Source organism: Sagittula sp. P11 (assembly GCF_002814095.1).
GTDB lineage: Bacteria > Pseudomonadota > Alphaproteobacteria > Rhodobacterales > Rhodobacteraceae > Sagittula.
Genome location: NZ_CP021913.1, coordinates 2854803 through 2877383, shown reverse-complemented (window position 1 = coordinate 2877383; position 22581 = coordinate 2854803). Strand labels below are relative to the sequence as shown.

The window sequence follows — 22581 nt, the reverse complement described above, 5'->3', positions numbered from 1 at the left end:
GTGTCGGACAAACCTCAGTCTCGCTCAGGGACTGCGCCGCCCCGGGCTCACTTCTTTCGACCCGCGGCAAGCGACAGTTTCGCAATCTTGTCGTTGAGCGTCCGGCGCGGCAGGCCGAGAATGCGGGCAGCGGCCTCCGTGTTGCCGTTGCACTGGTCGAGCACGCGGCTGATTTCCTTGGCTTCGAAGTCGGCCACGAGGTCCCGCAGCGTCTGGCCCGTGCCCACCACACCGCCCGCGCCGCCCTCCCGCGCCACGGTGCGCGGGCGCCTCAGGCCAAGGACGTGCCGGTCCGCCATGATGCGCAACTCGTGCGCATTGCCCGGCCAGTGATGGCCCTGCAGCGCCTTGCGGTCGTCGAAGGTGATCTCTGGTGTCTGCCGCCCGTGCCGCGCGGCGGCGCCGGCGAGGAAATGCGCGAAGATCAGCGGCACGTCCGACGGCACCTGTCGCAGCGCGGGAAGCGCCACCTCGTAACCCGCGATCCGGTAATAGAGGTCCTCGCGGAAGGTGCCCTGCCGGATCGCGTCGCGCAGCGGGCCGGAGGCCGAGGAAATCACCCTGAAGTCCAGTTTGCGCGGCCCCGAGGGCCCGTCCGTCTCGCGGGTCTGCAGTATGCGCAGCAGCTTCGGTTGGAGCGCCATGGACAGGGTGTCGATCTGGTCGAGGAACAGCGTCCCCCCGTCGGCAGAGGCGATCAGGCCGGGGTTCGGCGCCCCCTCTGCCGGGGCGCGCGTGTCGCCGAACAGGATCGGTTCGGCCCCGGCCTCCGGCAGGGTGGCGCAGTTGACCACGACGAAGGGGCCTTGCGCATGCGGCCCGCGGTGGTGCAGCAGGCGCGCGGCCAGCTCCTTGCCCGTGCCCGTCTCTCCGGTCAGGACCACGTCGATGGCCAGCGGTGCGATCTTTGCCAGGGTGCCGCGCAGGGCGGCCATCGTGCGGCTCTCGCCGATGAAATCTGCCTGCTCCTCAAGCCGCGTCTGCAGGCGCGCGACCTCGGCCTTCAGGCGCCCGGTCTTCAGCGCGCGCTCGATCACCGACATCAGGTGCCCGGCGTCATAGGGTTTCTCGAGGAAATCCTCTGCCCCGCGCTGCATCGCCCGGACGGCGTGGGCGACGTCGCCATGGCCGGTCAGCAGCACCACGGGCACGTCGCAGCCCGCATCGACCAGCCCGTCGAGCAGCCCGATGCCATCCATCCCCGGCATCCTGAGGTCGGTCAGCACGAGGTCGGGCGGTGTGGCGATGGCAGCAGTCAGCGCCGCCGCGGCCGCGTCGAAGGCGACGGTCTCGTGCCCCACGGCCGAGATCAGGTCGCACAGCCCTTCAAGGTGGTCCGGGTCGTCGTCAACGACGAACACGCGGGCACCGGTCATTCCGCGGCGATCCTGTCGGAGGCCAGCGCCTCGAAGGTCAAAAGCGCACAGGTGCCGCCCCCCGCCGCGTTCGACAGCGTCAGCTGGCCGCCGAACTCCTCCACGATGTTGCGCGAAATGGATAGCCCGAGCCCAAGGCTCTCGCCGGTCTTCTTGGTGCTGAAGAACGGCTCCACCACTTTGGTCAGCATCGACGAGGGTATGCCCGGGCCATTGTCGATGACAGCGATCTCGACGGCCGTTCCGGACTGCCGCCGCTCCACCCGGATGCGCGGCTCGTCCCGCCCTGCCACGGCGTCGAGCGCATTCATCAGCAGGTTGACCAACACCTGTTCCAGCCGGACCTGCCCGGCGAGGATCACCGGCACCGCCCCTTCGGGATCGAAGGCGATGGTAACGCCTTCGTCCGTCGCCCGCGGCGCGACCAGTTCCATGGCATTGCGGATGGCCGGGTCGACCGCGACCGGCGACCGCTCTCCGGCCTCCTTGCGCGAGAAGCTCTTCAGGTGCCGGATCGTCCGCAGCATCCGCCGGATGTGGCTGCGCGCCTTCTCGATCCGCGAGGTGGCGTAGGGGTCCGTGACGGTGCCCGACAAGAGCGTGGCGGCAAGCGTGGCCTCCATCGCGGCAAGAGGCTGGCTGATCTCGTGCACGATGGCCGCCGACATGCGCCCCAGCGCTGCCATCTTCTCCGAATGGATGAGCGCATCCTGTGCCGCGCGCAGGTCGTCCTCGGTCCGCCGCCGCTCCTCGATCTCGCGGGCAAGCGCGGCGGTCCGTTCTGCCACGCGCGCCTCCAGCAGGGCGCCCTGCCGCAGCCGCATGTCGATCAGCCGCCGCCTCTGCCACCACGTCTGCAAGAGCGCCCCGAGCGCCAGCGCCGTCAGCAGCACGACGCCCGCCGTGATCGACGCGCCACGCAGCGCGGGTGCCAGCGACGTGCTGCCCAGGAGGACCCAGTCGTCCACGGGAAGAGCCTGCCGCCGCAAAAGCCGCGTGCCGCCGCCGACCGGCACGAGCTCCTGCCCCGCCCCGTCGAGCAGCGGCAGCCGATCCGCCACCGGGATGTTGGCAAAGACGCGCTCCTCCACGATGGCGGCGCGGTGCTCCGGCGACAGCGGCAGCAGGGGGCGGTAGAGCCAGTCCTCCAGCCCCGACAGGATGATGACGCCGAAACTGTCGGCAACCGCCAGCGTGTCCCCGGCATCGGCCCAAGTGTCCTGCAGCGGGCGCAGGTCGACCTTCACGACGATCACCGCGGGCCGCCCGTCGATGTCGGCGCGCGAGGACAGGAAATAGCCCGGCTCCCCGGTGGTGACGCCCACCGCGTAGAACCGCCCTGCCCCACCGCTCATAGCGTCCTTGAAATAGGGGCGGAAGGCGTAATTCTCGCCGACGAAGCTCTTGTCGTCCAGCCAGTTGCTCGACGCGATGGCGGTGCCGGTGTCGTTCAGCAGGAAAAGCTCGCTGGCCCCCGACTGACGGGCGACAATCTCCAGCGCCCGGCTGGCGGCCTCCGTCCTCACCGTGTCGTCCGGGGTCGCGACGGCGGCACGGATGCGCGGGTCCTCCAGCGCGATGGAGGGCAGGTAGCGGAACCGTTCGATCTCTGCCTCGATGGTGCGGGCCGTCAGGACAAGCGACCGGTCCACCCTCTGCGCCAGCGCGCCCTTCGCCACGTGCCACGCGGCAATGCCCGCCACGCCGGCCGCAAGTGCGGCACAGAACACAACCAGCGGCCAGAAGGCTCTGTGACGGAGCGGTCTCATGGCGTCACTCTGACACGAGAGCCACGGCGGCGGAACTGTCTTCGTCGCAGGGGGCGATGCGCACCGGCGCGCCGGGGGTGACGCCGATCTCGCGGCAGACCGTCCCTGTGCACAGCTCCCATCCGCCCACCGTCGCGCCGGAGGCGGCGAGCATCAGTTCCGGCACCCGCACGTCGCTGTCCCAGACCCACCAGCCGTCCTGCAGCCGGGCGTCCGGGCCAGGTTCCATCCCGGCGCCCGACCCCTGCACCGCGCTCCGGACAAGCCGCAGCGCGTCCTCTTCCACCACCCATGTCTCCTTCCAGCCGGTGCGTTCCACCGAATGCGTCCATGACAGGGTGAACTGCGGCGCCGCCAACGCGGCCACGGTGGCACCGATGCACAGCGCGCTCATGCCTGCGCCGCTTTGCGCCCGCCGAACCAGATCAGCCCGGCGGTGAGCAACACCAGTGCAAAGCCGATCTCGTCCGTCATCGGCACGGAGGCGATCAGCGTGAAGGCCGCGACCATGGCAAGGGCCCGCACCGGCCAGCCGAGCCTGTGGCCGAACCAGCCGATCACCGCGATGCCCCAGAGCATGATCGACACGGCGGTCTTGAACACCACGTAGGCCACGGCGGGCCAGAAGCCGATTGCCTCCGCCAGGGGACCGCCCGGCTGCAGCATCAGGACCGGAGTATAGACCGCCATGAAGGGGATGACGAAACCTGCCGCCGCGACCTTGATCGCCTCCATCGAGATCCTTAGGCCGTTCGCCTTTGCGATGGGGGCTGCGGCAAAGCATGCCAGCGCCACGGGGGGTGTGAGGTCCGCGAGAATGCCGAAGTAGAAGACGAACATGTGGCTGACGATCAGCGGCACGCCGAGGTCCAGAAGTGCGGGTCCCGCGATCGACGAGGTGATGATGTAGTTGGGGATCGTGGGGATCCCCATCCCGAGGAAGATGCAGGTGACCATTGTCAGCACCAGCGACAGGAAGAGGTTCTCCTGCCCGATGGCGACAATGAACTGGCCGAAGGTGTTGGCCGCCCCCGTCAGGGTCATGGTGCCGATGATGACGCCGACCAGCGCGCAGGCCACACCCACCGGCAGCGCCGTGCGGGCGCCCTCAGCCAGGCTGTCGCGGATCAGGGCCAGCGTCTCGCGCCCGCCTTTCGTCAGCGCGCACCAGGCCAGGAGGGCCGCGATGGCGATGAAGAGGATATTGGTGCCGAACTGCAGAAAGGCCGCGGTGACAAGGCCGAGCCCGATCCAGAACACCGTCCTGAGCGCCGGTGACGGCAGGCCCAGCACGATGGAACCGCCGAGGATCAGCAGGACCGTCAGGCCAAGCCCGACCGTGCCCGCAAACAGCGGCGTGTAGCCCCCGAACAGCAGGTAGACGAGCACCCCCAGCGGCACCAGCAGCATCCAGCCCTCGCGCACCGCCTTCATGGGGGACGGCAAGTCCTCCTTCGGCAGGCCGCGCAGCGCGTGTTTGCCCGCTTCGAGGTGCACGATCCAGAAGGCGGAGGCGAAGTAGAGGATCGCCGGGACCAGCGCCGCCTTGACGACCTCGACGTAAGGAACGTCCAGCGTCTCGGCCATGATGAAGGCCACGGCCCCCATGACCGGCGGCATGATCTGGCCGCCCATCGAGGCGGTGGATTCGACGCCGCCCGCGAACTCTGCCCGGTAGCCGAAGCGCTTCATCAGCGGAATGGTGAACTGCCCGGTCGTCACCACGTTGGCGACGCCGGAGCCGGAGATCGTCCCCATCAGGCCCGACGACACGACCGACACCTTCGCCGCACCACCCTGCCGGTGCCCGAAGAGCCCCATGGACACGTCTGTAAACAACTGGATCATCCCCGCCCGTTCCAGGAACGAGCCGAACAGGATGAACAGGAAGATGTAGGTCGAGGACACGTAAATCGGGATGCCGTAGATGCCTTCGGTACCGAAGGCCATGTGGTCGATCACCTGCTCGAAGGCGTAACCGCGGTGGTCCAGCGGATAGGGCAGATACTCGCCGAAAAGGCAGTACATCAGGAACAGGCCAGCGATGATCGGCAGCGCAATGCCCATCATCCAGTAGGCGGCGGTGAAGACGGTGACGAGAGCTATGACCCCGACGGCGATATCGGCGCCGGTCGGGCGGCCCGCGCGCAGGATCAGGTCCTGGTATTCGACCCACTGGTAGCAGGCCACGAGGATGCCCGCGGCGGCCAGCACCCAGGCAAGGGCGCGCAGGCCAGGCCACGCGTCGCGGGCGTAGGCCACCAGCGGAAAGGTCAGCGCCATCAGGAAGCCCACGTGGATGGCCCGCACGATCTGGCTGGGCATGTCGAGAAGGTGGGCGGCGGTGGCGATCTGGAACAGCGAAAAGATCACGGCGATCCAGAACAGGACGCGTCCGACCCGTCCGGCCGGAAAAGCCACGCCATGGGTCTCCGCCGGGACAGGCGGGGCGGCTTGGTCAGTCATGTCGGTCTTCCTTGCAAACGGAACGCGCGCCGCGCGCGGGGGCACGCGGCGCCGTGAACCCGTCCCTGATCAGTCGATCAGGCCCTGTTCCCGGTAGAAGCGTTCCGCGCCGGGGTGCAGCGGGATCGGCATGCCTTCGAGCGCGCTCTCGAGCTTGATCTGCGCCGCCGCCTGATGCGACGAGGTCAGCGTCTCGATGTTCTCGAACAGCAGTTTGGTCATCTGGTAGGCGAGTTCGTCCGACACGTCGGAATGCGTCACGAGGTAGTTGGCGATGGACACGGTCGGGACATCGCTTTCCTGCCCCTCGTAGGTGCCAGCGGGGATCGTCGCCGCCTGGTAAGGAGCGCCGAGGGTTTCTGCGATGGATGCGGGGATCTCCACCACGGTGATCGGGACCGAGGTCGACAGGTCGCGGATCGACGCCACGCCAAGGCCCGCCGACTGCAACGTTGCGTCGAGCTGGCGGTTCTTCATCAGTTCGACCGACTCCGCGAACGGCAGGTATTCGGTCTTGCCGAGGTCGTCGTAGGACATGCCCGCCGCCCCCATGATCGCGCGCGCGTTCAGTTCCGTGCCGGACGCAGGCGCGCCGACCGAAACACCCTTGCCAGCAAGATCCGCCAGCGTGGTTGCGCCGCTTTCCTGAAGCGCGACGAGCTGGACGTAGTTCGGATAGATGCCCGCGATGCCGCGCAGCTTGTCCAGCTTCTGCGGGAAACCGGCCTCCGTATCCCCGGCCCATGCCGCCGCGACGCTGTCCCCCAATGCAAAGGCGATCTCGCCCCGCCCGTCCTGCAGCAGGTTCAGGTTCTCTACCGACGCCTTGGTGGACTGCACCTGCGTGCGCACCTTGTCGATGTTCTCGGCGTAGATGTTCGACAGGCCGACGCCGAGCGGATAGTAGACGCCCGAGGTGCCCCCGGTGAGCACGTTCACGAAGTTCTGGGCATGGGCGCCGGTTGCGCCGACCAGGATGATGGATGCGGCGACGGTGCCGCGCAGTGCGGCTGTGAGATAGTTCATGGTATCCTCCCTTGTGCTGATCGCCCGTGGGACGATCGGCATCAAGGAACAGTGGCGCCCGGAAAATCTCAAAGAATAGGCGTGTTCAGGCCGGAAATGGCGGGCAATCCGTTGCCCGGTCCGTGGCAAAGAATTGCCCGAGGGACTGCATGGCCTTGATTACCGCCGGTTCGCGGGCGGGCAGGCTTTTCGCAACGGCAGATGCATCGAGCGGTCGGCGTTTCCCTGCATTCCGAGGCCTTGGCTGGCCGTTCCCACGACCATACCCGCCGGACCGGGTAGGCCCGACGATGCCATGCGCGTTCATCTGCCCCATTGCGCCAGACCCAGCCCCGAATCACCGCCGTGCGTCACGCGCTTTGCCCGCGCCGGGACCCAGACAGACGCGGCCATGCAGCCAAAAGCGTCCTTACGTCACCCAAAAGTGCCTTTACGGCAGGCGCCAATATTCCCTGCAGATTTTTGACCAATCGGCAAAAACTCGCGCTGACGTTGTAGGCGGGGCTCAAAAAACTGGACGTCAAGGCTCTGTTACCAAAGGCTGTCAGGAAACAACGAAAGACATCAACGGGGCCATTCCATGTTTCACAATCCGCTTAACGGCCGGGCCTTTGGCCGTGCCTTCACCAATCCGTTCAATTTCGAATTCGGGACCCGCCGCGGCGACGAGCTGACCGGCACCGAGGGCACGGACTTCATCTTCGGCCGGAGCGGCGACGACACGGTGATCGCCTCTGACGGTCTCGACTTCATCATGGGCGACCGTGGCTTTGACACCGTGGTCTATTCCGGCTCGATCCTCGACGCGGACATTGCCCTCTCGGGTCTGAAGAAAGGCAAGCACCACGCCCTGAACGCATCCACCGCGATCGTGACGACCACCGATGCGCAGGGCGCCGTGACCTCCATCGACGTGCTGAAGCAGGTCGAGGCGCTCTATTTCGAAGCGGACGACTACACGCTCTACCTCGACGGGACCAACAATGCCGTGCTGGCAGGCGACGACACCGCCGCCACCACGGAGACCGAGGCCGTCACCCTCGACACCGCCGACCTGCTGGCAAACGACACCGAGTTCGACGGCGACACGCTGACGATCATTGCCGTCGACGGCACCTCTGCGCTGGGGGCGACGGTCACCATGGCCGACGGGCAGATCACCTACACCCCGGCCTTCGACGAACTGGCCGAGGGCGAGACGGTGGAGGACACCTTCACCTACACGGTCGATGACGGCTACGGCGGGACCGACACCGCAACCGTCACCGTGACCGTCACCGGCACCAACGACGCACCGGTGCTGACCGTCTCCGACCCGGCGATCACGATTGACGAGAACACCACCGCGGTCACGACCGTCTCGGCCACGGATGCCGACAATGGCGCGGCGCTGACCTACTCGCTCGAAGGTGACGACGCGGCGCTGTTCCAGATCGCCGAGGACGGCACCATCACCTTCGTTGGCGCGCCGGACTACGAGGCGCCCGCCGATGCGGACACCGACAACACCTACGAACTGACCGTCGTGGTCACCGACGAATACGGCGCGCGCGACGAGCGGGCGATCACCGTCACAGTCAGCGATGTTTCGGAGAAGCTCCTCGTCACGCAGGGGTTCGAGACCGAAGCCACCGGCAGTCGGTACGAATACGATCCGGCAGCAGGCAGCCTGACCGAACTGGGCGAGGTCGTCGATCTGCCCAACGTGGCCGGCCTTGCGAGCGTCGACAGCACCGAGGCCTCCGCCGGGCTCTGGGGCTATGACCTGGAGTGGGAGAACACCCGTAACGACGTGGGCATCTCGGACGGCGACTGGATTGGCGTGCAGTCCTTTGCGGGCGACGTGGGCGCCTTCACCGAAGGGCAGCAGGGCTACGAGCTGTCGGATTCGGACGGGCTGCTGCGCCTGACCTTCGACACCATCGACCTGTCCAACCGTACCGAGAACCACGTTGTGAAGGTCTCTCTCGACACCTTCCTCGTGGAGACCGGCTGGGAAACGGACGACCTGCTGCGGATCGTCGTCGAAACCAACCTCGGCACCTTCACCCTGATCGACACCACCGGGCAGGACATCGACGACCTCGACATCGAGGGCGCATGGCAGAACCTGTCCACCAAGCTGCCCGATGGCGTGACCGAGGCGTCGCTGGTGGTGGAGGTCGATTCCAATGCCGCAGCGGAGGCTGTGTACGTCGACAACGTGCGGCTGGAGGAGATCTTCCAGGTGACCCAGAGCTTCGAGACCGAAGCCACCGGGGCGCAGTACCAGCTCGACGATGCCGCCGACGGTCCGACCGCGCTTGGCGAGGAGGCCGAGGTGCCGAACCGTCCGGGCCTTGCGACCGTGGACAGCACCGCCGCCTCTGCCGGGCAGCTCGGCTTTGACCTGACATGGGTGAACACGCGCGGCGACGTGGGCCTGTCGGACGGCGATTTTGTCGGCGTGCAGGATTACGCCGGTGTCGTCGGCGCCTACACCGATGGCCTTCAGGGGTACGAACTGTCGGACAGCGACGGCCTGCTGCGGCTGTCCTTCGACACACTCGACTTGACCGATGTGGGCGAACTGACCTTCTCCATCGACTACTTCCTGCAGTCGACCGGCTACGAGTCCGACGACCTGCTGAAGGTCTACGTCGCCACCGACGCGGGCGAGGTCATCCTGCTCGACTCGACCGGGCAGGACATCGACGACCTGGGCATCGAGGGCGCGTGGAACACCCTGTCGGCCACGGTCGACGCCTCCGTGAACAGCGCGCAGCTGATCGTGGAGTTCGACAGCAACTCCGGCAGCGAGGCGGTCTACCTCGACAACGTCATCGTCACCGCCGACCCGGATGCCGTGGTCGAACCGCCGGTCGAGGACATCACCCTGATCTCGGAGATCCAGGGATCGGGCGATGCCTCCGGAATGGTCGGCCAGCAGGTCACCGCATCTGCCATCGTCACCGCACTGACGGACGAGGGTTTCTGGCTGCAGGAAGAGGACGCCGACAGCGACGGCGACTCCGCCACCTCCGAAGGCATCTACGTCTACACCGGCGGCGGCTATGCCGTCACGCTCGGGGATCTTGTCGAGGTCACGGGTTCGGTCACGGAGTACTTCGGCCTGACGGAAATCACCTCCGTGTCGGGCGTCGTGGTCCAGTCCTCCGGCAACCCGCTGCCCGCCGCAACGGTGGTGGCCCTGTCGCCGGACACCGCGCCGGACTGGGAGAGCCTCGAGGGCATGCGACTGGAGGTCATCTCCGGCACCACGGATGCGCTGACGATCAACGAGAACTACAACCTCGCCCGTTACGGCCAGATCTCGGTCTCGGCGGGCACGCAGGTGCAGCCGACGCAGATCTACGACGCGCAGACCGAACAGGCCGAAATCGCGGCGCTGGCCGAGAAGAACGCCAATGCCTCGCTCCTCCTGGATGATGGGCTGACCAGCCAGAACCCCGACGAGTTCCAGTACATTCCCGACAGCAACCCGCTGGACAGCAACGACTATCTCGACAAGGACGACGACTTCGGCGACAGCGGCACCACCGTGCGTCTCGGCACCGAGATCGCGCAGCCGATCGAGGGCGTGCTGGGCTACTCCTTCGACGAGTGGACGCTGCAGGTGACGGACACGCTGGTCTTCGACGAAAGCGCAAACCCGCGTCCTACCACCGCGCCCGACGTGGGCGGCAGTTTGCAGGTCGCCTCCTACAACGTGCTGAACTTCTTCACCACGATTGACCAAGGCTCCAACGCGACCGGACCGAACGGCGATCTCGATCCGCGCGGCGCCGACACCGCGGAGGAATTCGCCCGCCAGTCCGCCAAGATCGTGGACGGCATCATCGGCACCGGCGCCGAGGTCCTTGCCCTGCAGGAGATCGAGAACAACGGCACCACCGCCATCGGCACGCTGGTCGACCTGCTGAACGCCGAGGGCACATCTGCCACCTATGCCTACGTCGATCCGACCGGCACCGGGGACTTTATCGGCGAGGACGCGATAACCACGGGGATCATCTACGACTCCTCATCGGTGACGCTGCTGCACTCCGAGTACCTCGTCTACGCGGAACCTTCGGCGGACGCGACGGCGGCCATCGCCTCCGATCTGGCCAGCTACATCGGCAGCAGTTTCGACGACTACCAGCGCAACCGGCCTTCGGTCGCCGCGACCTTCGAGGATGCCAGCGGCAACACGTTCACCGTCGTCTCCTCGCACTTCAAGTCCAAGGGGGCGAGCGGGCTGGACGACCTCGCGGGCGACGCCGAAACGTGGCTGACGAACAACGCGGGCAACGCCAACTACGCGACGGTCGAGGGTCTGCTGGCCGACCTTTACGCCGACCCGAACTTCGATCAGCGCGACGGTCAGGGCTTCTGGAACGGTGTCCGCCTCGATGCGGCGGTGGAACTCGCCGACTGGATTGCCAACACCTACAACGGCGGCGGCACCACCAATTATGCCCTGCTCGGCGACATGAACTCCTACGCCGAGGAGGACGCGGTCCAGTATCTCGACGACGATGCGGGGCTGGTCGACCTGATCGACACCTTCGTGCCGGGCGGTCAGGACGAGGCCTACTCCTACGTCTTCGATGGCCAGCGGGGCACGCTGGATCAGGGTCTGGCCGACACGGCGCTGGCGGCGCATGTCACCGGCGCGGCGGAGTGGCACATCAACGCCGACGAACCCGGCCTGATCGGCTACGACACCAGCTTCAACGATCCGGCTTTCTACAACGATGGCATCTACGCCTCGTCGGACCACGATCCGCTGATCTTCGGGCTGGACTTCAACTACGTCTGATCCGGTACCATCCGAACGACATCAAAGCGCGGCCTTCATCGGGCCGCGCTTATTGCTTACGGTGTGCCCCCGCGAGGCCAGTCACGCGTCGTCGGGGATGCCGAAGAACCGCAGATACTTGTCGATGGCCCGCGCGATGACCTCTTCCGGATTGTCCGGCGCGGGCAGGCTGTAGATGTGCGTGCGGATGCCGATGTAGACGATCCCGCCGTGCAGGTTCCACAGGTCCTCCATGGTCGGTTGCGTCGGACCGGAGGTCAAAGCCGCCGTTTCCGCCAGCACGGGACGGAGAATCACGTCGCCCAGGTGTTTGAGGTAACGGTTGTTCAGGGCCGCCCCGGCAAGACCCGAGAACATGAAGATCCGCATCCAGTCATGTTCGAAGATCAGCCCGCTGTACTCGGTGTAGAACGCCAGAAGCCGCATCCTCAGGGGCACTGAACGGTCGGTCAGCCGGTCGGGCCAGTCGTTGGACAGGCGACCCAGATAGACCTTCTCGTAGACCGCTTCGAGCAGCTCTTCCTTGGTGGCGAAGTACTTGAAAAGAAGGGATTGCGTGACCCCCAGCCGCTTCGCCAGCTGGCGGGTGTTCCCCTCCAGCCCGACCTCGGCGAAGAAGCGCACCGCCTCGTTCACGATCTGCTCGCGCCGCTCCTGCGGAGGCAATCTCCGGCGTGCGGCCGTGTCCCTGTCCTGTTCGGTCTGGTTGTCCACGACGGTGTCCCTGGCTCGTTGTCCCGGAACCCGTTTAGCAAATTTTTCTTGTAATGCTCACATTTTTATAGATCATCCGCTCAACAAGAGTGAGCAGCCGATCAATAATCGTCAAAGGACGGGTCGCGCTCATGTAGGGAGGATACCAACATGAAGGCATCGGCGGGCGGATATGCCCGGGCTGTCGACGTGGCGCACGCGCTGGAGCTGATGGCCCAGTCGGACGGTGCGGGTCGTTTCCTGGCAGGTGGCCAGAGCCTTGTCGCAGCGATGAACATGCGTCTGTCCGAAGGCGACATGCTGATCGACATCTCCCGGATTTCGGAGCTTTCCGGCGTCACCGAGGACGGCGACCTCCTGCATATCGGGGCACTGACCCGGCATGCGCAGGTCGGCAGCGACCCGATGATCCGCGCCCACGCACCGCTTCTGGCCGAGGCCGTCCGCTACATCGCCCATGCCGCGATCCGCAACCGCGGCACCATCGGCGGCGCGTTGGCCCATGCCGACCCGGCGGCGGAGTTCCCGGCCTGCGCCCTCGCGCTTGGCGCGACGCTGCACGCAAGCGGCGCCAACGGCACCCGCGACATTCCCGTGGAGGACTTCTTCGAGGACGTCTTTACCACGGCGCTAGAGGAGGACGAGATCCTGACGGCGATTTCCGTGCCGAAGGCCGAGGCAGGCGAAGTCCAGGTCATCGAGGAGGTCGCGCGCCGCTCAGGCGACTATGCCCTGACCGGCCTTTGCCTCGTCCGGCGCAAGGCGGGGCACCGGCTGTCGGTGTTCTCTGCCGGGCCGGTGCCGACGCTGGCGCGCGGCGCGATGCAGGCGCTCGATGCGGGCGATGTCGATGCGGCGGTCGAGGCCCTGCGCTCCGAGATCGATCCCCCCTCCGACACACAGGCAAGCGGCAGCTACCGGCGGCATCTGGCAGGCGTGCTCCTGCGGCGGGCCGTGGCGCGCATCGAAGGAGACAACGCATGACACAGGCCTTCCGCGACAAGGTGGACGTTTCGCTGACGGTGAACGGCGAACCGGTCGAGGCACGCGTGCCCGCCGGTCAGCACCTGGTCGATTTCCTGCGCACCGAACTGGGCCTGACCGGCGCACACGCGAGCTGTGAGCACGGCGTCTGCGGGGCCTGCACCGTCCGGGTGGACGGTCAGGCCGTCCGGGGCTGCCTGATGCTGGCCGCGCAGGCCGACGGGGCCGAGGTCTGGACAATCGAGGGGCTGACCGACACCGGCACGATCACCGATCTGCAGGACGCCTTCGTCGCGCGCAACGCGCTGCAATGCGGGTTCTGTACGCCGGGGATGCTGGTCGCTGCAGAGGAACTGCTGAAGGGTGGCACCGTCCCCTCGCGGGCGGCGATCCGGGAACACCTGTCGGGCAACTACTGCCGCTGCACAGGCTACGAGGCCATCGTGGACGCGGTCGAAAGCGTCGCGCAGGCGCGTACCGGGAAGGGCCGCGCATGACCATCGCATTCGGAAACCCCGACCGTCCCAATTCCTACATCGGCAAGACGGTCCCCCGCCCCAACGCCGCCAAACTGGTACAGGGGCGCGGGCGCTACGTGGACGACATCACCCTGCCCCGCATGGTGCATGTGGCCTTTGTCCGGTCGCCCTTTGCCCATGCCCGGATCAACCGGATCGACCTTGCCGATGCGAAGGACGTGAAGGGCGTGCTGCGGGTCTTCACCGGCGCCGATCTGGCCGAGGTCTGCACGCCGTGGGTCGCCGTTCTGGCGCACCTGAAGGGCCTTAAGTCCCCGCCGCAGCACGCGCTGGCGGTCGACCGCGCGACATGGGTGGGCGAGCCGGTGGTGGCCGTCGTCGCCACGACCCGCGCCGCGGCGGAAGACGGCGCCGCCCGGATCGACGTGGACTACGACCCGCTCCCGGTGGTCACCGACACGATGACCGCGCTCGATGCCGGCACGCCGGTGATCCACCCCGACCTCGGCGACAACCTCGCCTTCCGGCGGCTGCACGAAGAAGGCGACGTGGAGGCCGCGATGGCCTCTGCCCACAAGGTGATCTCTGCCAGCTTCCGCACCGCGCGGCACACCGGCGTCACGCTCGAACCCCGTTCCATCCTCGTCGACTGGAACCCGGCAGAGGGGCAGATGACCGCCTACCACGCCACCCAGGCGCCGCACATGATCCAGACGGTTCTGGCCCAGCACCTCGACATTCCCGAAAGCCGCGTGCGGGTGATCTGCGGCGACGTGGGCGGGTCCTACGGGATCAAGGTGCATGTCTACCCCGACGAGGTTGCGACCGCCGCCATCGCCAAGATCATGGGCCGCCCGGTAAAGTTCATCGCCGATCGGCTGGAGAGCTTCTCAACCGACATCCACGCCCGCGACCACGAGATCGAGGCGAAGATCGCGGTGGATGCCGAGGGCAAGATCCTCGCCATCGACGTGGACGACTGGACGGGGATCGGGCCCTATTCGGTCTATCCCCGCACCTCGGCCATCGAGGGCAACCAGGTGGTGAACCTCTGCGGCGGACCCTACGACTTTGCCAACTACCGCGCGCAGACGACGGTCGTCTTCCAGAACAAGACCCCGACCTGCCAGTACCGCGCCGTGGGCCATCCCATCGCCGTGGCGATCACCGAGGGGCTGGTGGACATGGCCGCCGCCGCCATCGGCATTGACCCGGTCGAGATCCGGCGCCGCAACATGTACGCCGACGACGCCTACCCCGTGACCTCGCCCGCCAAGATGCGGTTCGAAGGGCTGTCGCATCACGCCTCGATGGACAAGCTCATCGCGATGATGGACTACGACGCGCTCCGTTCCGATCAGGCAGAGGCCCGCAAACAGGGCAAGTACCGTGGCATCGGCATCGCCTCCTTCATCGAACTGACGAACCCCTCGCCCTTCATGTACGGCATCGGCGGGGCGCGGATCTCGGCGCAGGACGGCTGCACGGTGCGGATGGACCCCGACGGTTCCATCGTCGCCCTGTCCGGCGTGACCGAGCAGGGACAGGGCACCGAAGCGATGCTGAGCCAGGTCGTCGCCGAAGGCGTCGGCGTGCCGCCCTCCTCCGTGCGCGTCATCACCGGCGATACCCAGGTCACACCCTACGGCGGCGGCACATGGGCGTCGCGCGGGGCTGGCATCGGCGGCGAGGCGGCGTTGCAGGCAGCCCGTGCCCTGCGCCAGTCGATCCTCGAAGTCGCGGCGTCGATGTTGCAGGCGGACGCCGGCGCGCTCGACATCCGCGACGGTCAGGTGGTGAACGCCGACACCGGCGAAGAGCGCCTGGCGCTGGAGGAACTGGGCCGGATTGTCTATTTCCGGGGCGACACCCTCCCCAAGGGCCTGCCCCGCGAACTGGTGCAGACCCGGCACTTCATCACGATGGACTACCCCTTCGCCTTCACCAACGGCGTGCAGGCGTCCTACCTCGAGGTCGATATTGAAACCGGCGTCGTCACCCTGCTGAAGCACTGGTGCGTCGAGGACTGCGGGCGTGTCATCAACCCGCAACTGGTCGACGAGCAGATCCGGGGCGGCATCGTGCAGGGCCTCGGCGGCGCGCTTTACGAGGAAATCCACTACGACAGCGACGGCCAGCTGCTGAACGGCTCGATGGCGGATTACCTCGTGCCGATGGCCGGCGAGATGCCGGACATGCAGATCGGCCACGTCGAGACGCCCACCGGCGAAAGCGAACTCGGCGCCAAAGGGGCGGGAGAGGCCGGTACGGCCGGGGCCCCGGCGGCTGTCATGAACGCGATCAACGACGCCCTGCGCCCGCTCGGGGCGCAGGTCACCGAGATGCCCTTCACCCCGGAACGCATCCTGCGTGCGCTCGGGGCATTCGAGGACTGAACCAATCGACGGGCGCGACGGGAGCGCGCCCCGAACCAGGGAGGAACAACCATGACTTTCATGAAACTTGCGACCACCACCGCGATGGCGGTGCTGATGGGCGGCGCCGCACTGGCGCAGCAGAGCATCACGGTCAACATCGGCTCTTCGCACCCGGAGGCCAACATCTGGGTCTACGCGATGAAGAACACCTTTCAGCCGGAGGTGAACCGCATCCTTGCCGAGAACGGCAACGAGTATCAGGTCGACTGGGTCGAGAGCTATGCGGGCACGCTCTACAAGTTCACCGACACGCGCGAGGCGGTGATGGACGGCATCGTCGATGTCGGCATGGTCGGCACGGTCTGGGAAGGGGCGAACATGCCGCTTCAGAACGTGACCTACTTCACGCCCTTCGCGACCGAGGATCACCGCATGATCATCGAGATCTTCGATGACCTTTCGGAGAACCTGCCGGAGCTGAAGGACTCGTGGGCGGAGAACGGCATGGTGCACCTGTCGTCGCTGATCACCGACAGCTACGATATCTACGCAACCTTCCCCGTCAACACGATGGAAGACCTGCAGAACCGCAAGCTGAACGCGCCTGGCACCTCGGCCAACTGGCTGCGGGACACGGGCGCCACGCCGGTCGACGGTGCGCTGACCACCTACTACACCAACATCCAGACCGGCGTGACCGAGGGCACCCTCTCCTTCGCCTCCGGCATCCTGCCCACCCGCGTCTACGAGGTTGCCCCCGAACTGACCCGCGTCGGCATCGGCTCGATGTATTTCGGCGGGATCGCGGCGAACAAGGACTTCTTCGATGGTCTGCCCGCCCCGGTTCAGGAGGCTTTCCGCGAGGCGGCCAAGGCGACGTCCGTGGCGCATGGCGACTACGTGGCCGACCTCGCCGCCCGCGCCATGGACGAGATGCAGGCCGCCGGCCTGACGGTCCACCAGCTGCCGGAAGAAGAAAAGGCGAAGTGGGTCAACGGCCTGCCGAACATCGTCGAGCCCTGGCTGGAGCAGACCGGCGACGCGGGCAAGACCGTGCTCAAGGCCTACTTCGACGCGCTGGCGGAACGGGGCGCGACTCCGACCCGGAACTGGGCCGAAGGGCTCTGAGCCTGTCACATACGACCGTCTTGATCCCTGTCAGCCCGATCCCGGAAGGTCGGGCTGACCCCTACTGCAAAGGCAGGCATTCATGAGCGACGACAGCCCCGTCGATACCGAAGACCAGTTCGTCCCGGCCTTTGCCGAGTCTCCGCTGGGTGCTGCGCTCGGCAGTCTCGCGGCGGCCATGTCGGCAATCGGCACCGCCGCCATCGGCGCGCTGATGCTGCTGATCGTGGCGGATGTCATCGGGCGCAACCTGCTCGACCTGCCGATCACCGGAGTGTCGGAGATCGCCGCCCGCACCGTCGTCGCCATCGTGTTCCTTCAGGTGCCCGCCGCCATCCTGCAACGCCGCCTCACCCGGGCGGATTTCCTTGTCCGGCGCATCGGGCGCACCTCGCCCGCCGCGGTCTCCGTGCTCGAGATCCTGTTCTGCATCACCGGCGCCGTCGTCTTCGCGCTGGTCGTCTGGGCGTCGTGGCCGAAGTTCACCTCCGCCTGGACCACGGCCGAGTTCTTCGGTGTCCAGGGGGTATGGACGATCCCCACATGGCCCTTCCGCGGGATCACTGTGCTGGGCGCCGCAACGGCAACGCTCGCGGCCCTCTACCGGGTCACGCGGGAATTCGAAACGATGAAGGCCGCGCAATGACCACCCTGACCATCGGCTTCATCCTGATCGCGGTGCTGATCGCGCTTGTCCTTCTGGGGATGCAGATCGCCTACGCGCTGTTCTCCGTCGCCTTCGTCGGTATCTGGATCATCCGCGACAACATCGGACTGGCCTTCCGGATGCTGGAACTGACCGCCTACTCCGGGATCGCCGACTACCTCTTCGCCACCATCCCGCTATTCGTTCTGATGGGATTACTGGTCAGCGTCTCGAACGTCGGGCGGGACACCTTCGCCGTGGCGGAGGAGCTGCTTCGCCGGATGATCTGCGGGCTGGGTGTCGCCACTGTCGCCGCCAACACCGTCTTTGCCGCCGTCACCGGGGTCTCCATCGCCTCGGCTGCGGTCTTCACCCGCGTCGCGGTCCCCGAGATGACGCGCCACGGTTACCGCCCTGCCTTCTCGGCGGGCACCGTCGCGGGGTCGTCGGTTCTGGGGATGCTGATCCCTCCGAGCCTCCTGCTCATCATCTACGGCGTGCTGGCCGAGGTCTCCATCGGCGGCATGTTCATCGCGGGCATCATCCCCGGCCTGCTACTGGCGGGCGGATTCGTCGTCATGCTGATCGGCCTGACCATCGTCGCGCCAAAGTTCGTGCTGACCGATCCCGACAGCACCCGCGCCCGCAGGCTGGATCGCGAGATCACGCCGATGCCGCTGGACGAGATGATCCGCAAGATGATCCCCATCATCCTGCTTGTGATCCTCGTGCTGGGCGGGCTCTACACCGGGTTCTTTACCCCGACCGAGGCGGGGGGCGTCGGCGCCTTCGGTGCACTCGTGGTCGCCCTTTCCCGCCGGAGCCTCGACCGGCACAAGCTCTGGCAGGTGATGAAGCAGACCGGGGTGATTTCCGTCTCGATCCTGCTGCTCCTGATCGCGGCGTCGTTCTATTCGCGGATGCTGGCCATCGCCGGTCTGCCCAACGCCATCGCCGGGCTGGTCTCCGACTCCGGGTTCGGGCCTCTGGGGTTCATCTTCTTCTACGCGGCGATCATCCTGCTGATGGGGATGATCCTCGACAGCACCTCGATCCTGCTGATCATGGTGCCCATCGCCGCCCCCATCGCGCAGAACATGGGGCTCGACCTGATGCACTTCGGGATCGTGACGGTCATCGCGGTGGAGATCGGACTGCTGACACCGCCCTTCGGGATATCCGTCTTCACGGTGCACAACACGCTGAACGATCCCGACGTGTCGGTCGAACAGATCTTTGCCGCCACCCTGCCGTTCATCGCCGTGATGCTGCTGGTTCTGGTCCTCGTGACCCTCGCCCCGGTGACGGTGACGCTCTTCCTGTAACCGTGGTCGGACTGCGCGTTCAGTGCCGCGACCTGCGCCCGCGTGCCACCGGCCGCGTGCATTGTTCCGAGGATGTCAGGTCGCCCCGCCTTGGCCGTCTTTCCGGCCAAGATTTCTTCCCCGGACAGGCCCGTGACCCGTGGAAAGGCGTGGTAACACCGGACAAGGCCGCCGACGGCAATGGTCCGCGCGGCCCCGTCCGCTTCAGGTCTCGCGCACCGATCCATATTCGTCGAGCGACGAGATGAAGTTGGAGAACAGCTCGCCCTGAGAGCTTACGCCCAGCTTGCCGTAGATATTGCGCCGGTGAATCCGCACCGTGCCAGTGGCGATCCCGAGGGCGGCGCCCGTCGATTCGGCGGAATATCCCTTGAGCGTGTATTCGACGATCTCGGCTTCGCGCGGGGTCAGCAGATTGCGTCCAAAGCGCTGGAAAGACTCCTCGATCAGCCGGGACAGGCGCGGCTCTTCGGAATGCGGGCGGTCCGAGAATTTCGCGGCCAGCCCGTGCCAGTGCCGCCGTGCGCAAACCTCGACGAAGGGAAAGACTGCCTGCAGATCGCGAAACTCGCGCGACGAAAAGACCTTGTGTTCCCGCATGGCGGAAATCACGACGCTCACCCCCTCACCGACATCGACGATAAAGCCTATTTCTTCGGCAAGTCCGGTTTGGACGTAGTAGTTTCTGAAATATTCCGCCTGATAGAACCGGTCCGGCGCGAGATCGCGCAACCGCGCCAGCCGCGAGGCCGTGGGCGCGACGGAATGCAGGTAGAACGGGTCGAGCAGGTATGGCCCCTCCTGATAGGCATCGACCATGACCTCGCGTTTCCCCGGTGGAAAATTATCATAGATATCAAGCGGTCGGCTGTCCCGGTGATAGGCGAAGATCACGGTGAACTCGAACGGAACCACGCACCGCAGGGCATCCGTCAACGCCTTGGCAAAGCGCGGCGTGTCGAGCGCCAGGACAACCTCGGCGCTGGCGGCGACCCAATCTGAAAGCTGCAGTTTCGCGACCATCTATGCCCTTTGTGATATATACAGCCACAGGCCGTTTCCATACCGTTTTGAAAATTGAAGGCATATGCCACGGCGCGCAAGACCTTTCGGAGAGAAGCGGCCAAACGGACAGGCGGCATGAAGAAGACGATGATCCAGGAACCGTTCACAGCAGATGGCACGCAGGTGTCTTCCCATGACGCGGTGGCGGAATTCGCCGGGACGACCAAGCGGTTCGGCGACGTGCTGGCCGCCGACCGCATCGACCTGCGCATCCGGCGGGGCGAGTTCCTGTCCTTTCTCGGCCCGTCGGGCTGCGGCAAGACCACGGCGCTGCGGATGCTGGCGGGATTCGAACAGCCGACCTCGGGCGCGGTGCTGATCGACGGCAAGGATGTCAGCGCGGTGCCCGCTTACCGCCGCCCGGTCAACATGGTGTTCCAGCACTACGCGCTGTTTCCGCACATGACCGTTGCGCAGAACGTGGGTTACGGCCTGCGCCAGGTGCGCCCGCGCCTGTCCAAGGCCGAGATTGCCGACAAGGTCGCAACCGCTCTCGCCCGTGTCCGGCTGGAGGACTTCGGCGCGCGCCGCATCTGGGAACTCTCGGGCGGGCAGCAGCAGCGCGTGGCGCTGGCCCGCGCCGTCATCAACGAACCGCAGATCCTGCTTCTGGACGAGCCGATGGCCGCGCTGGACGCCAAGCTGCGCGGCGAGATGCAGCGCGAACTGCTGGAGCTGCAGCGCAGCCTGAACATCACCTTCGTCCTCGTGACCCACGACCAGGAAGAGGCGCTGTCCATGTCGGACCGCATCTGCATCATGGGGCATGGGCGCATCGCCCAGGTGGGCACGCCGCAGGATCTCTATGACCGTCCGCGCAGCCGCTACGTCGCGGACTTCGTCGGCAAGGCCAACATCGTGACGGCCCAGATCACCGGGCGGCAGGGGGGTATGGCGCAGGCCGTTCTTGGCAACGGCGCCCGGGTCATCGTGCGGGACGCGCCCGACGACACCCGCACAACCGCCGAGATCGCCGTCCGCCCCGAGGCGCTGAGCCTGAGCCGCGAAGACGCGCCCGCAGGCGACGCGGCCGCGATCCCCGCCCGAGTCACGCACCGCACCTTCCTGGGGGACAGAACCGAATATCTGCTGCAAGCCGACGGGATCGGTTCGCTGCAGGTCAACGCGCCAAGACAGGCCGCAAGAGCCGTGGGCGAACACGACGTGGGCGCAATGGTCCATGTCCTCTGGCCGGCGGGAACGGGCCTCGTTCTTGCCGCCGACACCTGAGTGATCCTGACTTTGTCCAACTAGGGAAAACGAAAATGAAAAACGAAAATAAACCGATTTCGCGCACCGCCTTCATGGAGGAACTGCGCCGCTACCAGAAAGGCTCTGTCACGCGGCGGCACTTCCTGAACGTCACCGGCCTCGGGACGGCGATGGCAGTGATGGGTGGCGCTCTGCCCGGGCTGCTGCCGTCGCGCGCCCGCGCCCAGGACATCGGCGACCGGGTCGTGCTGGCCACCTGGCCGAACTACCACGATCCGGCGAATTTCGACATGTTCACCGAAGAGACCGGCGCCTACACGCAGGTCAACGTCTTCGGCTCGAACGAGGAGATGCTGGCCAAGATCCAGGCCGGCGGTTCCGGCTGGGACGTGTTCGTGCCGACGAACTATGCCATCCCGACATATGTCGAGGCCGACCTGATCGAGCCGCTGGACCTGTCGAAGATCCCGAACTTCGATCCCGCCTCCTTCGATCCGCGGTTCTCAGACGCGGGCACGATCGACGGCACCGTCTATGCCGTGCCGAAGAACTGGGGCACGACCGGCATCGCCTTCAACACCGACAAGACCGGCGGCGTGGTGGACAGCTGGAAGACCTTCTTCGACGGCGCACGCGACCAGTTCGACGGCCGGGTCATGGTGCATGACTACCAGCTGACCACCATCGGCAACGCGCTGGTCTATCACGGCTTCAGCTTCAACTCGGTCGACCCGGAGGAGCTGGCACAGGCAGAGAAGCTGCTGATCGAGGTCAAGCCGCACCTCTACGCGATTTCGTCGGACTACCAGCCGGCGATGCGCAACGGCGATGCCTGGCTGACCATGTGCTGGACCGGCGACGGCAAGCAGCTGAACACCGACATGCCAGAGATCGGCTTTGCCCTCGGCAAGGAAGGCGGAGAGATCTGGTCGGACTACTACGCGATCCCGAAAGACGCGCCGCACAAGGACGCGGCCTACGCGCTGATCAACTACCTGCTGGATCCGGAGGTGAACGCCCGCGAGGCGCTGGCCCACGGTTACCCGGTGGCGGACAGCCGCACCAACGCGCTGCTGCCCGAAGAGCTGCTGAACGATCCGATCCTCTACCCCGCCGCCGAGGCGCTGACCCCGCTGGAGTTCGGCGCCGCGGTGACGCTGACCGACCCCAACCGGGCCGAGGTCATGGCGCGGTTCAAGTCGGCGTAAG

General features: G+C 66.4%; 16 protein-coding genes. 9 read left to right on the top strand and 7 right to left on the bottom strand.

The window, feature by feature from the left end:
- Positions 1-47 precede the first annotated feature (47 nt).
- The 5 genes from CDO87_RS13875 to CDO87_RS13855 all read right to left on the bottom strand — a co-directional run bounded on the left by CDO87_RS13875 (position 48) and on the right by CDO87_RS13855 (position 6637).
- Complete coding sequence (locus CDO87_RS13875; protein ID WP_100929320.1) at positions 48-1376, bottom strand: sigma-54 dependent transcriptional regulator; 1329 nt, start codon at positions 1374-1376, stop codon at positions 48-50.
- Positions 1373-3145: an ATP-binding protein gene (locus CDO87_RS13870; protein WP_100929319.1), complete on the bottom strand. Its 1773-nt coding sequence runs from the start codon at positions 3143-3145 to the stop codon at positions 1373-1375. Before CDO87_RS13870 ends, CDO87_RS13875 begins: the two co-directional genes overlap by 4 nt.
- Before the next feature lie 4 nt (positions 3146-3149).
- Positions 3150-3539 carry a DUF1850 domain-containing protein gene (locus CDO87_RS13865; protein ID WP_100929318.1) on the bottom strand — a complete coding sequence of 130 codons (390 nt, stop codon included), beginning with the start codon at positions 3537-3539 and terminating at the stop codon, positions 3150-3152.
- On the bottom strand, positions 3536-5611 hold the full coding sequence (locus CDO87_RS13860; protein WP_100929317.1) for a TRAP transporter permease: 2076 nt from the start codon (positions 5609-5611) through the stop codon (positions 3536-3538). The genes CDO87_RS13865 and CDO87_RS13860 overlap by 4 nt, the downstream gene beginning before the upstream one ends.
- A 69-nt stretch (positions 5612-5680) precedes the next feature.
- Entirely contained in the window at positions 5681-6637 is a 957-nt protein-coding gene (locus CDO87_RS13855) for a TAXI family TRAP transporter solute-binding subunit (RefSeq protein WP_100929316.1), read from the bottom strand.
- 580 nt (positions 6638-7217) lie between these two features.
- Between CDO87_RS13855 and CDO87_RS13850 the strand changes: the two genes are divergently transcribed.
- On the top strand, positions 7218-11441 hold the full coding sequence (locus CDO87_RS13850; RefSeq protein ID WP_100929315.1) for an ExeM/NucH family extracellular endonuclease: 4224 nt from the start codon (positions 7218-7220) through the stop codon (positions 11439-11441).
- A gap of 81 nt (positions 11442-11522) precedes the next feature.
- Here the strand turns inward: CDO87_RS13850 and CDO87_RS13845 are convergent, their stop codons facing one another.
- Positions 11523-12155, bottom strand: a complete 633-nt coding sequence (locus CDO87_RS13845) for a TetR/AcrR family transcriptional regulator (protein ID WP_100929314.1) — start codon at positions 12153-12155, stop codon at positions 11523-11525.
- 150 nt (positions 12156-12305) lie between these two features.
- Here CDO87_RS13845 and CDO87_RS13840 point away from each other — a divergent pair, with 150 nt between their 5' ends.
- The 6 genes from CDO87_RS13840 to CDO87_RS13815 all read left to right on the top strand — a co-directional run bounded on the left by CDO87_RS13840 (position 12306) and on the right by CDO87_RS13815 (position 19095).
- Positions 12306-13139 carry a xanthine dehydrogenase family protein subunit M gene (locus CDO87_RS13840; protein ID WP_100929313.1) on the top strand — a complete coding sequence of 278 codons (834 nt, stop codon included), beginning with the start codon at positions 12306-12308 and terminating at the stop codon, positions 13137-13139.
- Positions 13136-13636 carry a (2Fe-2S)-binding protein gene (locus tag CDO87_RS13835; RefSeq protein ID WP_100929312.1) on the top strand — a complete coding sequence of 167 codons (501 nt, stop codon included), beginning with the start codon at positions 13136-13138 and terminating at the stop codon, positions 13634-13636. Before CDO87_RS13840 ends, CDO87_RS13835 begins: the two co-directional genes overlap by 4 nt.
- A complete protein-coding gene (locus CDO87_RS13830; protein ID WP_100929311.1) occupies positions 13633-16014 on the top strand; it encodes a xanthine dehydrogenase family protein molybdopterin-binding subunit in 2382 nt (793 codons plus the stop codon). The genes CDO87_RS13835 and CDO87_RS13830 overlap by 4 nt, the downstream gene beginning before the upstream one ends.
- A 51-nt stretch (positions 16015-16065) precedes the next feature.
- Positions 16066-17124, top strand: a complete 1059-nt coding sequence (locus tag CDO87_RS13825; protein ID WP_100929310.1) for a C4-dicarboxylate TRAP transporter substrate-binding protein — start codon at positions 16066-16068, stop codon at positions 17122-17124.
- Positions 17125-17206: 82 nt separating this feature from the next.
- On the top strand, positions 17207-17770 hold the full coding sequence (locus tag CDO87_RS13820) for a TRAP transporter small permease subunit (RefSeq protein ID WP_100929309.1): 564 nt from the start codon (positions 17207-17209) through the stop codon (positions 17768-17770).
- Positions 17767-19095, top strand: a complete 1329-nt coding sequence (locus CDO87_RS13815) for a TRAP transporter large permease (protein ID WP_100929308.1) — start codon at positions 17767-17769, stop codon at positions 19093-19095. Before CDO87_RS13820 ends, CDO87_RS13815 begins: the two co-directional genes overlap by 4 nt.
- Before the next feature lie 204 nt (positions 19096-19299).
- On the opposite strand, the gene CDO87_RS13810 is transcribed toward CDO87_RS13815, so the two are convergent.
- On the bottom strand, positions 19300-20118 hold the full coding sequence (locus CDO87_RS13810; protein ID WP_100929307.1) for a helix-turn-helix transcriptional regulator: 819 nt from the start codon (positions 20116-20118) through the stop codon (positions 19300-19302).
- A gap of 117 nt (positions 20119-20235) precedes the next feature.
- Here CDO87_RS13810 and CDO87_RS13805 point away from each other — a divergent pair, with 117 nt between their 5' ends.
- Positions 20236-21390, top strand: coding sequence for an ABC transporter ATP-binding protein (locus tag CDO87_RS13805; RefSeq protein WP_254698124.1), 1155 nt, complete (start codon positions 20236-20238; stop codon positions 21388-21390).
- Positions 21391-21425: 35 nt separating this feature from the next.
- Positions 21426-22580 carry a PotD/PotF family extracellular solute-binding protein gene (locus CDO87_RS13800; protein ID WP_100929306.1) on the top strand — a complete coding sequence of 385 codons (1155 nt, stop codon included), beginning with the start codon at positions 21426-21428 and terminating at the stop codon, positions 22578-22580.
- Position 22581 lies beyond the last annotated feature (1 nt).